The following is a 12,787-nucleotide window of genomic DNA, read 5'->3' as shown; positions in this document are numbered from 1 at the left end:
AAATGGATTTAATTCTGAAAAATGCAAATATTCCGCAGGGTGATCGTCAGGTTTTAACGAATATTCTAGTAAACGATGGAAAGATTGTCGGCTACACGAACGACATTTCTTTTCTAAATGCCTCCAAGGTTATTGATATACAAGGAAAATTAGTTGTCCCAGGCTGTATTGATCCACATACACATTTTATGGATCCAGGGTTTACTCACAGAGAAACATTTGCAACCGGCAGCCGTTCTGCAGCAGCCGGCGGCTTGACAACTATTATTGATATGCCATGCTGCAGCAAGCCATCTGTACGGGATGGGGATAGCTTCAATAAGAAAATTGGTCCAATCAGGGATCAGGCTTATATTGATTACTGCTTCTGGGGCGGCATGACCGGGGAGGATGCACGTGAAGGCTGGATTGATAATATTTATCCTCAGATAGATCAGGGCGTTGTTGCATTTAAGGTCTACATGACACCTTCTGTACCAACCTTCCCTAAAGTATCTGACGCAGAAATGCTTGAGATTTTTAAAAACGTTGCAAAAACCGGTCTTCCGATTGGTGTTCATGCTGAAAACTATGATATCTGCACATTCAATTCGAAGAAGCTTGAAAAAGAAGGCAGACTTGACGGACCGGCATGGGCTGAAGCTCGTTCTAGCCTCGCTGAAAAGGTGGCCATTGAACTGATTCTCAGCTTCGCGGAAGCTACTGACGCACGTGTACATGTCGTACATATGAGCACAAAGGAAGGCGTTGAGCTCGTTAAGGCTGCAAAGAAACGCGGTGTCAAGGTTACTGCTGAAACCTGCCCGCACTACCTTGTTTTAAATGCACAGGACTCCATGTCAGAGCGGGGCTCTTATGCAAAAATTGCTCCTCCACTGAGGGGGAAAGAGGATAACGAATCCCACTGGCAGGCTCTGGCTGATGGAACAATCGATTTTGTCGGAACCGACCATGCCCCATATGAAATTGCCACTGAAAAGGATTATCCAGGTGCAACGATCTGGAACACCTTCCCTGGCATCCCGGGTGTAGAAACGATGGTGCCGATCCTTGTCAGCGAAGGGCTGAATAAAGGCCGCTTATCTCTATCAAGATTTGTAGAAGTAACGAGCCGCAACGCAGCCATTCATTATGGCATTTATCCTAAAAAGGGTTCAATGGAAATTGGCAGTGATGCTGATTTCACGGTTATTGATCTTGAAAAAGAATATGTTATTGATGAGCAGAAAACAGAATCAATGGCTAAGTATAATCCGCTTCATGGCATGAAATTAAAAGGAAAGCCAGTTCAAACAATAATTCGCGGAAACGTGGTATTCGAAGAAGACAAAGGGATCGTCGGGAAAGCAGGATATGGAGAGTACGTTCCGCGCCAAAGCATCCAGAGACTGGAAAGAACATTAAAGTATGAAAAATACGAAGCAGTCAATGTGCAAACAAAAGATCCTGTAGCACAGCAATAAATATAGATATCGAAGGAGGCTGAATGGATTGGAACTTAGGGGAAAAAAGCACTGTGTAGTTATTATTGATATGTTAAACGACTTTATCGGGGAAAAAGCTGCATTAAGGTGTGAAAATGGAGAAAAAATCGTTCCTAAAATTCAAGAGCTTATTGAGTTCGCACACGAAAACAATATTCAGGTTGTGCATGTTCAGGAAGCTCATAGAAAGAATGACCGTGATTTTCGTGTAAGACCTGTTCATGCAGTAAAGGGGACCTGGGGTTCGGAATTCATTCCAGAACTTCAGCCAGACGAGAGCAAAGGAGATTATGTGGTCCAAAAGAGACGGCATAGTGCATTTAGCTATACCGATTTTGATCTCTTCCTGAGAGAAGAAGAAATTGATACGGTGGTCCTCACTGGTGTCTGGACCAATGTATGTGTACGCAGTACTGCTTCTGATGCCTTATATCATGGATACAATGTAATTTGCATATCTGATGGCACCGCTTCACAGGATGATGATATGCACGTATCCGGTCTAAGAGATATCGACATTTTTGGAGACATATTATCAACAGAAGAATACAAAGAACTGGCTAAAAAGAAATTCTCCCAAGACGAATCTGTTGTCTAACTCTTCTCCAGGTCCAAGAAAAAAACGAATCTTAGTGGGCATAACCGGAGCAAGCGGATCATTGTATGCATATACACTGATCCGCGCTCTTCATCAATTAGAGATCGAAACGCATTTAATTGCTACGGAGATGGGAGAAAAAGTAATGCAATTTGAATGCGGGGTCAAGATGGACGAGCTGAAGGAGTATGCCGCTATCCACAGCAACCGGAATCTTTTCGCTGCGGTTGCCAGCGGATCCTTTAAAACAGACGGAATGGTGATTGTGCCATGTTCGATGAATACATTGGGTGCAATTGCGAACGGGGTCGGCGATACCCTTCTAAGCAGGGCTGCCAGTGTTGTTTTAAAGGAGAATCGAAAGTTTATTATTGTTCCGAGAGAGGCTCCATTTAATTTGATTCACCTCCGCAATATGACTCTTCTCGCTGAGAGCGGTGCATGCATAATGCCTGCATCACCTGGCTTTTACCATAAGCCGACAGAGATTTGGGAGCTGGCCAACTTTATGGTGGCGAGGATATTGGACATGCTGGATATAGACCATGAGCTCCTTGAGAGATGGGGGGAAAAAGCATGAACCCTGTAACAATGAGAGCTTTGCTGGATAGATGGGAAAGCAGGGGACTTGTTCATCGGGTTAAAAAAGAGGTGGATCCACTCTATGAACTCGGAGCAGTAATTAATACGAAACATGGACGTCAGCCTTTTTTATTTGAAAGAATAAAAGGCTATCAAACTTCCATGGCTGCCGGTCTCGGAGGAGATAGAGAACTGATGGCAGACAGCATGGGAATCTCCTCTTCTGAACTTATTCCTAAACTCATCGAATCAATTGTTAATCCTATACCGACAACTTTAAGGCAAACTGGTCCTGTTCAGGAGAATCTTGTGACCGGGGAATTCGATTTGGCAGATTTGTTTCCTATTCCAACTTATCATGCAGAAGATTCAGGAGCTTATTATGTGGCAGGAATATTGGTGGTTAAAGACTTATCCGGCAAAAAAAGGTATACCTCGATTCGCCGGATGCAATACCTTGGCGGTAATCGAACGAATATTCTCATAACCTCCCCGGAGCTGATGGAGCAATATGCCCATTATGAAAGCATTGGAGAACCGATGGAAGTGGCTGTTATGTTTGGTGTCGTTCCAGCTGTTGTCCTAAGTTCCCAGATCAGTACGCATCTGTATCATACCGACAAATTGGATGTAGCTGGTGCCCTGCTTGGCCAATCGCTGGATGTTGTTCAGTGCAAAACGGTGGATTTGGAAGTACTGGCTGATGCCGAAATCGTCCTGGAAGGCAAAATGCTGCCATATGAAAGAGAACTGGAAGGGCCGTTTGGCGAACTGGCCGGTTATTATGGCACCAGAACGCCTCAGCCGATAGTAGAATTTTCGGCTGTGACTTACCGTAATAATGCTATCTCACAGACTATTTTTCCATCAAGCTATGAAGAAAGGCTGCCAATGGCTCTTGTCAGGGAAGCAACACTTTTAAGCACCGTCAGACAGGTTGTTCCGTTTATCAAAGCTGTACATATCCCGATGGGAGGGGTGGCTCGCTATCATGCAGTCATACAAATAGAGAAGAAGCATGAAGGTGACGGAAAACAGGCAGCACTTGCAGCCTTTGCAAGCGATAAGGATTTAAAGCATGTAGTGGTTGTGAATGATGACGTCGATATCTTTGATTCGGATGATGTTGAATGGGCTATTGCGACAAGAGTACAGGCGGGGGATGATATTTTTATCGTACAGGGTGCGAAGGGATCACCGCTCGAGTCTTCTCATCATTTAAAAGGAGTCAGCGATAAGATGGGCATAGACGCAACCTATCCGCTTGGAAAAGAAGAGTTATTTAAAAGAACTTCAATCCCCATTGAAGTGAATCTCGAAGACTATCTATAAGCTTTTGCAGGTAGAGGAGGTCAAAAATGAAGGCAATTGGTCTGATAGAAACAAGGGGCTTGACAGCAGCTATTGAAGCGCTGGACTCCATGGCAAAAGCGGCAAATGTCAGCTTGGTTGATTTAAAGAGAGTCGGATCAGGGCTTGTCACTGTCATTATTGAAGGGGACGTAGCGGCAGTCACAGCTGCTGTTGAGGTTGGAAAGACTGCTCACACTATGGCTGGAGGAGAACTGGTGTCGGCAAATGTTATACCACGCCCTCATTCAGAACTTCGCAAAATTCTTTAAGCAGATGTTCCAAAAGTGGAGGTGCATAATGCGTGTCTAACTTTATAAAAAGTGTTGTTGAAGAAGTATTGAAGCCCTACAGCAAGCCAAAAGCAAATCCTATTAATGGGACTCCCAATTTCTCCCCGCCCCGCAGCCAGCCGGGATTGAAGTCAGGTATACCAGGTATTAGCAGGCCTAATTATCAAAAGGAAAAAATGAATAAAAGAATAGCTGTTAAAACAGACTCACCCAAGGCTGCTAATCCACACCCGAATATTAGAAGGCAGACAGTTTCACTTTCTTCACCTCAGCCTTCCGCTAAAGAAAAAATTGCCCAGCTGCAAACCCTGGCCCTGGCACAAGGGAAACAGCGAGTTTCTGCAGAAACAAAATCTGGCCGAAATGCGAGAGAAAGCCAGCTTGTCGGACAAACGCCGGATGGTGTAAAAGTATGGCATTTCTCAGATCTTCACCCTACATTGGAAGGCTCCTTTCAGCGGGAACTGAAAACAGGCTCGATCGGGGTAGTTACATCAGAAAAATGTACACCGGGACAGCTGTTTTTACTGAATGAACTTTTAAGAGAGTTTCCTTCTTTAAAATATTTTCTGTCATGGGACAAAAACAGCGGGCAAACCTTTTCGCTAGAGCTTTATGAAGAGAATGATGGAATACTGTTAAACGCTTTAAAGAGCTACTTTAAAAAACTATCCCAAAAATCATTTAAGGCGACTGCAGCTTATATAGAAAAGTCCCCCAGTCCATGGCTGACAAAACAATTGGGGCTTAACGCGTCAATAGGATGTGTGTCTGTCATTGAAGGAATTGACTATTACACAGGTATTTTGCTCCTTGACCGGCACATGAAAAAAAACATGGCCGAACGCATCAATTTTTTAATAGAGAAGAAATATGTTCTTCTTTACGGTCAGTTTGATGATGTATCCCGAATTACGGATCAGCTTTGTAAGGAATTCGACCGGATTAAATAAAAGTTTGGCCAGGACAACAATTCAAGAAAAATTAGCCGGTGTGACACTTTTACAGGAGGAGGATTCTTCAGTTGCAAGCATTGGGTTTAATTGAAACCGTTGGTTATTCAACAGCAGTTTCTGCAGCAGATGCAGCCGTAAAAGCAGCCGATGTAGAAATTGTAGGTATTGAAAAAGTAATAGGAGTGGATGGCTATCTGGGCGTGACAATCCATTTTAACGGCGATGTAGCAGCTGTAAAGTCTGCAGTCGACGCCGGTGTGAGCTCAGCAGAGAGAATTGGAAAAGTAATTTCTTCTCATGTCATCCCGCGTGCCCACAATGAAGTAGCCGGGAAGCTGCTTCCGCAATTTATGCTGAAAGAAATGCATCAGGAAACAGTCACTGAAAAAGAGTTGAGATTCAATAAAGAGCCAATTGAAACAAAGCAGGCTAAAGAATCAAATGAAGCAAATGAAAATGATCATGATAAACCATCAGTTTAATAATCTTAAGGAGGAAACACATAATGGGTGAAGCATTGGGCTTAATCGAAACGAAAGGTCTTGTCGGTGCTGTTGAGGCAGCGGATGCAATGGTGAAAGCAGCAAACGTGGAGATCTGCGGATATGAAAAAGTGGGATTTGGTCTAGTTACCGTTATGGTCAGAGGAGATGTAGGAGCGGTTAAAGCAGCCACCGATGCAGGAGCCGAAGCTGCCAGCAGAGTAGGAGAACTTATTTCGGTCCACGTCATTCCAAGGCCGCACAGCGAAGTTGAAAGAGCTTTATTATCAAAAAATATCGGTGAATAAGCATGAGGAGCAAAAGGCAGAGTGTTATGGCTAAAAACACTCTGCAGGCGCTTTACATGCGAAATAATAACTGCAGAGAAAGAAAACCTCATATCCTGGCTCTATTGACCTCTCATATGATAGGGATGGAACCGGGATTATCATACTTGAAACACTTATTACAGGAAGATATAACACTTAGAATGGCTGCTGAAGAAGAAATGCTGATCCAATTTCCGCTTGAGGAGTTAGTTTTTCAGACAGGGAATGACGATTTGATCTCACCTTCAATGATTAATAATCAGCTTCTTGATCATTTTGATGAGATCCTATTGCCTATTCTATCTTTTTCTTTAATAGCAGATCTATTAGCCCTTAACGAACAAAGGCCTTTGGTGCGGATCATCCTAATGGCTTTGTTAAAAGGGAAACGGGTTACGGCCTTGAAGGCTGGAGGTGATCCTTTCAGCCAATATTGGAAACTGAATGGAATGGATAAAGGTCCTGATTTCTTAAAAAGAAAACTTAATGGGCAGATGGCAGAGTTAAAGATGCTCGGCATAAGATTAATAGATTTTAATGATAAAGCTGACTATACAGCTCAGCAGATGAAGAAAACAGTTATTTCCGATGATACAGTCAGGTTTGCCTATTTAAACAAGCTTAATCACTTAACTGTTCCAAAAGGGGCTATCATTACCCCCCTGGCAAGAGATACAGCAAAGGAGCTCAAGATCGAAATTATTTTTCATTAAGGAGTAGGTCTTTATGCAAATGGGAATAGTGGTTGGCCGCGTAACTGCCACAAGAAAAGATGATAATCTGGTAGGCACAAAGCTATTAATTACCCAGCCTATAGGATTGGACGGCTCAATGTTACCGAACCCCATTATAACCGTTGATACTGTTGGTGCCGGCATAGGAGAAAAAGTCATTTATGTGACTGGAAGCATGGCATCAAGAGCGGTTCAGAATAAAGATGCTCCTATCGATGCTGCCATTATCGGAATTATAGACAGTGTAGACGGAATGGAAACAGGGGGTTAATAAATGGAAGCAAAAAATATCAAAAAGGCAGTGCAGTACCGCAAGCTGATTGATGTATTGCTTGATTCCAGCCAGTATGCCGATGTCGTTTTGAAGGGGGGCTACTTTATTAATGTGATCACCCGTGAGATCTATGAAGCCGACGTGGCGATGAAAGGCGAATATATTTTAATGGCCGGGGACGCAAAGGACTTAATTGGGCCAAAAACGATAGTGGAAAACATTAAGGGAAAATTCGTTTGTCCGGGGTTCATTGATTCTCACATGCATTTTGAGAGTGCGATGCTGACTTGTACGGAATTCTCCAAGCTCTCTATTCCGACAGGAACCACCACACTGATTGGTGATCCGCATGAAATTGGGAATGTCCTGGGTGTTTACGGCATGCAGGCAATGATTGAGGAAGCTAAAACCCTTCCAAACCGGGTATTATTTACGGTCCCTTGTGCTGTGCCTGATGCTCCCGGGCTTGAAACATCAGGCTTTGATGTGACATCAAAGGATATGAAAGAGCTTTTGGCAGATCCATATGTGCAGGGAATTGGGGAAATTCAGAGCTTCAGCAATATTGGGCCGGTATATGAGCATGCACCGGAATTAATAGATGACCTTGTTGCAGCAGTTACATATGCAAACAGCATCGGGAAAACCGTTGAAGGGAACGCGCCCGGATTGTTTGGCAAAGAGCTTGCCGCCCACATTATCAGCGGAGGGAACCATGTTTCCTGCCATGAAACCACCACAAAAGAAGAAACAGTCGAAAAGCTGCGCAATGGCGTGAGTGTGTTCATGAGGGAAGGCTCTTCCCAAAGAAATATGGCAGACTGCATAAGGGCCATTACAGAGGATGGGCTGGATTCCCGCCGTGCAATCCTTGTATCGGACGATATGGTGCCTGCTGATCTGTTAAATTACGGACATATGAATGATATCGTCCGCAGAACCATTGCAGTCGGCATAGATCCAGTGGAAGCGATCCAAATGGCAACCATTAATCCCGCAACCCACTTTGGCTTTAAGGATGTGGGGGTTATTGCACCAGGCAAAAGAGCAGATGTTGTCGTGATCAGCGATTTGATCAATATGACAATTGATCAGGTATACCTGGCTGGGAAAAAAGCAGCTGAAAAAGGAGAATTAACGATAGATATTGCTCCTTACATATATCCGGAAAGTGTGAAAAAGTCAGTGAAGCGGAAGCCTGTAACAGTGAAGGAACTCGCTATTGAAGCTCCAGGCAGCCGTGCAAAAGTAAGGGCAATTGAAGCGATCCCTTTTCAGAATTTAACTGGCGGAGGCGAATACACAATGAATGTCAAAGACGGCATTGTGCAGCCTTGCCTAAAGCAGGATGTTCTCCCGCTCTTGGTTGTGGAGCGCCACGGCAGAACCGGAAAAATCGGCAAGTCATTTCTCCATGGCTTTGATTTGAAAAGCGGAGCCATAGCAGAAAGCGTTGCTCACGATACCCACAATATTATTGTAACAGGAACAAACTACGAAGATATGGTCATGGCGGTGAACCGTGTCATTGCCATGGATGGCGGAATAGCCATGATAAATGATAGCAAAGTAGTAGGTGATTTGCCTCTGAGGATTGGCGGTTTAATGACAGATGAATTAACCGGAAAAGAAATGAGTGAAAAGGTCGATGAATTGTCGCAGCTTGCCAAAGAAGTTCTTGGCTGCGGAATGGAAGTTCCTTTTATGCATTTATCATTCTGGTCATTGGTAACAAGCCCTAAATGGAAAATTACCGATATGGGGCTTATTGATGTAGATAAGTTTGAGGTCATACCGACCATTATTAATTGATCATTAAAGCGGCATTCCCTGCCGCTTTTCATATATGCAGCGGGTAAAGGAGGAATATCATGGGAGTGAAACTTGTCGATCTGACACAGGAAATTTATCAGGGGATGCCTGTTTTCCCTCTTCATCAGAAAACGATGATTTTCCCGAATATGTCTCACGAAGAAAGTGAAAAGCAAGTTGGATTCATGTTTGCAACTAATAATCTGCTAATAAATGAACATGGTCCTACTCATAGTGATGCAACTTACGAATATGACCCAAATGGCCAATTCATCGATGAAATGCCGCTTGAGTATTTTTACGGGCCCGCAGTTTGCCTGGATGTATCCCACATCCAGCCGCATCAATATATTACCGACCGTGATCTCAAGGAAGCACTGAGAAGATCACAGCAGTTTATTGAAAAAGGAGATATCGTCCTCCTCTATACGGGCCATTATAATCGCTCTTATGGTACTGACAAATGGCTCACAACATATACTGGCCTGGACTATCAGGCAGCAAAATGGCTGGCTGAAAAAGGTGCAGTCAATATAGGCATTGACGCTCCTGCCATTGATCATCCAGATGATTCTAAGTACTCCGGACACCTTATTTGCCGTGAATACGGAATTACCAATACGGAAAATCTCTGCAATCTCGACCAGATTGCAGGCATGCGATTTCTATATTTCGGACTCCCTCTCAGAATTCGGAAAGGAACGGGATCTCCGATTCGTGCGGTTGCAGTTTTTATTGAATAATAACAAAGGCTGGTGATCAAATGAAAGAGGCTTTTAACAGAGGCAAGGTCCGGGATGAGATTATAATCCCGCCTTATGAAGGAAGAAGCGCACTGGTTCACAAAGGGGAAGAGCTGATTATTATTGATATGGAAGGAAAACAGGTTGGGGACTTTGTCTGCTTTAACTATGAAGATCCCGCGGAACATGTATCACCTGTTCATATGCGGGCTTCACTTAGCAGCATTCGCCTTAAAACGGGAGACTGGCTTTACAGCAACCGCCGCCGTCCCTTAATGCAGCTTTTGGAAGATACTGTTGGAAAACATGATTTCTTCTTCCCGGCATGCGATTATTATCGCTACAAAGTAGATTTCGGCAAAGAGGACCACCCTAATTGCCATGATAATATCGCAGATGCATTGAAAAAGTTTAATATTCATCCTCCGGTAATTCCAGATCCCATTAATATTTTTATGAATAATGTCCTTGATGCTGCCGGGGATTATGTTATTGCAGAACCGCTTTCCAAGCCTGGCGATTACATAAGGCTGAAAGCGCTGTGCGATGTTGTCATTGCCTGTACAACGTGTTCCCAGGACATGGCGCCTGTTAATGGGTTCAAAGTGACCCCTATTAAAATGCAAATTCTGGAGGCGGATTAATGAATGATATCCAGTTTCTTCAGCATCTGCTCCAAATTGACAGCTCCAATCCCCCCGGAAATGAGCATTTAGTGACTGAAGCATTTATTAATCGATGCAAGCAAAATGGTCTGCCTTTTAAAATGACCATGCTTGATGAGACTCGAAGCAATTTTGAAGTCACCCTTCCCGGAAAAAGCGGTAAACAGCTATTTTTATGCGGCCATATGGATACTGTTTCCCCTGGAACAGGAGAATGGGATTACTCCCCTTTTTCAGGGGAAATCGCAAATGGCCGGATGTATGGCAGAGGAGCTTCTGATATGAAAAGCGGTCTTGCAGCAATGTTTCTGGCATTAGAGGAGCTGTATCTCTCAAATACTATTCCGCCTGCAGACGTTACCTTTTTGGCAACATCCGGGGAAGAAGTCGACAGCTGCGGTGCCAGGGCTTTTCTAAAAGAAAATGATGAACGGAAAATTGATGCACTTGTCATTGCCGAACCGACAAATGAAAAAATTGTCATTGGCCATAAGGGGGCACTTTGGCTTGAAATCACAGCATATGGAAAGACATCTCACGGTTCGATGCCGGAACAGGGAATCAATGCAGTAGATCATATGCTGAAAATAATCCGGGTATTGGATGAAATGAAAATTGAATGGAAGACAGAAAAAAAGCCCCTCGGACAAAGCAGCCTGGCTGTTACCATGATTGAAGGCGGCGTGCAGACTAATGTCATTCCGGATAAATGCAGCATCAGAGCAGACATAAGAACTGTCCCTCCTCAATCCCATTCCAGTTTTATTAACAGGCTAAAATCCAAACTTAATCTCCTGGAGGATCAGGGAGAAATTTTTAAATACAGTGTGGAAACCCTGCTGGACCGCCCATCTATTTTAACAGATCCTGCTGAAGACATTATTCATTTAGCGCAAATGATAAAGGGAGGCCTGGCTGCAGATCAATACGGTGTGTCCTATTATACAGATGGGGCCGTGTTAAATCCAAGGAGTGAAATTCCGACTTTAATTTATGGACCGGGTGATGAAAAGCTGGCCCATCAGCCAAATGAGTGGGTCAGTCTGGATGCCTATCAGCGCTCCATTCAATTTTACAGACAGCTTATTATGTCATATGGAAAGCTTGAGCCTTCAAAAGTCAGTTCTATCCAAGGGGGGAAAGCTATTGAACAGTATCCTGATAAAGAATGCTGAAATTGTTACGATGAATGCAGCCGAAGAAATCATTTTCGGAGATTTATATATTGTAGATGACCGTGTTGCCGAAATTGGACAAAACTTGACGCATCAAGCTGATAAAGTAATTGATGCCAGCGGAAAGACGGTTATTCCAGGATTTATTCAGACACATATTCACCTGTGCCAAACCCTTTTCCGCGGGCAGGCTGATGATTTGGAGCTGCTTGATTGGCTGAAGCAGAAAATCTGGCCGCTTGAGGCTTCCCATGATGAAGAGTCCATCTATTATTCTGCTATGCTGGGCATTGGCGAATTGCTCCAGAGCGGGACAACAACTGTTGTGGATATGGAAACCGTTAATCATACCGAATATGCATTTCAGGCCATTGCAGAAAGCGGCATACGAGCATTAGCCGGAAAGGTCATGATGGATAAAGGTGATGAGGTCCCTGTTCCGTTAAGAGAAAATACCTCCGCATCCATACAGCAAAGCGTGGATCTCCTTGAAAAATGGCATAATCGTGATAACGGGCGAATACAATATGCCTTCTGCCCTCGTTTTGTAGTATCCTGTACCGAAGAATTGCTGACAAATGTCAGGGATCTTTCCGCACAGTATGACGTAAAAGTCCATACTCATGCATCGGAAAATTTCAATGAAATTCTCCTTGTCGAAAAAGAATTGGGCATGCGGAATGTCGTCTACCTGGACAGCATTGGTCTAGCCAATGAAAGGCTGATTCTGGCCCATTGTGTTTGGCTTAATGAGGAAGAAAAAAGAATCATTAAAGAGCGTGGGGTTAAGGTCAGCCATTGTCCAGGATCTAATTTAAAGCTGGCCTCAGGTGTGGCAGAGATTCCTTCATTAATCGATCAGGAGGCTTTTGTCAGCCTGGGTGCTGATGGGGCTCCCTGCAATAACAATCTGGATATGTTTAACGAAATGAGACTGGCTGCCATCATTCAGAAGCCTGTCCACGGACCAACAGCAATGAATGCAAGAACCGTCTTCAGAATGGCAACGATCGGCGGAGCTAAAGCAGTCGGAATGGAACAGGAAATCGGAAGCCTAGAGCCCGGAAAGAAAGCTGACCTTGCTATCCTGAATCTGAATGACTTTCATGTTTATCCGTCATTTGATATCGATACCATCTCAAGAATTGTCTATTCAGCGACTCGTGCAGATGTGGAATCTACCATTGTGAACGGGAAGATTGTGATGGAAAATCGCAAACTGAACACAGTAGATAAAAAAATAGTGTTAAGAGAAGCGAATACAAGCATTAAGAGGCTGCTCAAAAGATTAGAGACAGCTATATATTAAT

15 protein-coding genes are annotated in these 12,787 nt (G+C 43.8%); all 15 read left to right on the top strand.

Features of this window, described 5'->3' with window-relative positions; translation table 11 throughout:
• Positions 1 to 2: 2 nt before the first annotated feature.
• A complete protein-coding gene (gene allB / locus NSQ49_RS01625; RefSeq protein ID WP_159867340.1) occupies positions 3 to 1,463 on the top strand; it encodes an allantoinase AllB in 1,461 nt (486 codons plus the stop codon).
• A 28-nt stretch (positions 1,464 to 1,491) separates the two neighbouring features.
• Positions 1,492 to 2,082, top strand: a complete 591-nt coding sequence (locus NSQ49_RS01620) for a cysteine hydrolase family protein (RefSeq protein WP_159867343.1) — start codon at positions 1,492 to 1,494, stop codon at positions 2,080 to 2,082.
• Positions 2,075 to 2,662 (top strand): UbiX family flavin prenyltransferase, encoded by a 588-nt coding sequence (locus tag NSQ49_RS01615; protein ID WP_285869762.1) that lies wholly within the window; start codon positions 2,075 to 2,077, stop codon positions 2,660 to 2,662. The genes NSQ49_RS01620 and NSQ49_RS01615 overlap by 8 nt, the downstream gene beginning before the upstream one ends.
• Positions 2,659 to 3,996, top strand: a complete 1,338-nt coding sequence (locus NSQ49_RS01610) for a UbiD family decarboxylase (protein ID WP_159867346.1) — start codon at positions 2,659 to 2,661, stop codon at positions 3,994 to 3,996. The genes NSQ49_RS01615 and NSQ49_RS01610 overlap by 4 nt, the downstream gene beginning before the upstream one ends.
• Positions 3,997 to 4,022: 26 nt before the next feature.
• The gene (locus NSQ49_RS01605) at positions 4,023 to 4,286 is read left to right on the top strand and encodes a BMC domain-containing protein (protein WP_061790799.1); all 264 of its coding nucleotides are present in this window, start codon (positions 4,023 to 4,025) and stop codon (positions 4,284 to 4,286) included.
• Positions 4,287 to 4,318: 32 nt separating this feature from the next.
• On the top strand, positions 4,319 to 5,260 hold the full coding sequence (locus tag NSQ49_RS01600; protein ID WP_251283790.1) for a hypothetical protein: 942 nt from the start codon (positions 4,319 to 4,321) through the stop codon (positions 5,258 to 5,260).
• 71 nt (positions 5,261 to 5,331) lie between these two features.
• Positions 5,332 to 5,745, top strand: coding sequence for a BMC domain-containing protein (locus NSQ49_RS01595; RefSeq protein WP_159867352.1), 414 nt, complete (start codon positions 5,332 to 5,334; stop codon positions 5,743 to 5,745).
• A 23-nt stretch (positions 5,746 to 5,768) separates the two neighbouring features.
• A complete protein-coding gene (locus tag NSQ49_RS01590; RefSeq protein ID WP_009334686.1) occupies positions 5,769 to 6,053 on the top strand; it encodes a BMC domain-containing protein in 285 nt (94 codons plus the stop codon).
• Between the two features lie 146 nt (positions 6,054 to 6,199).
• Complete coding sequence (locus tag NSQ49_RS01585) at positions 6,200 to 6,787, top strand: hypothetical protein (RefSeq protein WP_341070283.1); 588 nt, start codon at positions 6,200 to 6,202, stop codon at positions 6,785 to 6,787.
• Positions 6,788 to 6,800: 13 nt separating this feature from the next.
• Positions 6,801 to 7,079: a EutN/CcmL family microcompartment protein gene (locus NSQ49_RS01580; RefSeq protein ID WP_159867358.1), complete on the top strand. Its 279-nt coding sequence runs from the start codon at positions 6,801 to 6,803 to the stop codon at positions 7,077 to 7,079.
• Between the two features lie 3 nt (positions 7,080 to 7,082).
• On the top strand, positions 7,083 to 8,894 hold the full coding sequence (locus NSQ49_RS01575; protein ID WP_159867361.1) for an adenine deaminase: 1,812 nt from the start codon (positions 7,083 to 7,085) through the stop codon (positions 8,892 to 8,894).
• 59 nt (positions 8,895 to 8,953) lie between these two features.
• Entirely contained in the window at positions 8,954 to 9,637 is a 684-nt protein-coding gene (locus tag NSQ49_RS01570; RefSeq protein ID WP_159867364.1) for a cyclase family protein, read from the top strand.
• A gap of 20 nt (positions 9,638 to 9,657) precedes the next feature.
• Positions 9,658 to 10,281, top strand: a complete 624-nt coding sequence (locus NSQ49_RS01565) for a DUF1989 domain-containing protein (protein ID WP_159867367.1) — start codon at positions 9,658 to 9,660, stop codon at positions 10,279 to 10,281.
• Entirely contained in the window at positions 10,281 to 11,477 is a 1,197-nt protein-coding gene (locus NSQ49_RS01560; protein ID WP_251283792.1) for a M20 family metallopeptidase, read from the top strand. Before NSQ49_RS01565 ends, NSQ49_RS01560 begins: the two co-directional genes overlap by 1 nt.
• A complete protein-coding gene (locus NSQ49_RS01555; RefSeq protein ID WP_251283793.1) occupies positions 11,449 to 12,786 on the top strand; it encodes a 5'-deoxyadenosine deaminase in 1,338 nt (445 codons plus the stop codon). The genes NSQ49_RS01560 and NSQ49_RS01555 overlap by 29 nt, the downstream gene beginning before the upstream one ends.
• Position 12,787: the final 1 nt, after the last annotated feature.

The organism is Cytobacillus sp. FSL R5-0377, assembly GCF_038004385.1.
Taxonomy (GTDB): domain Bacteria; phylum Bacillota; class Bacilli; order Bacillales; family Cytobacillaceae; genus Cytobacillus.
The sequence above is the reverse complement of the archived record's forward strand: the minus strand, read 5'-3'. Positions and strand labels throughout refer to the sequence as shown.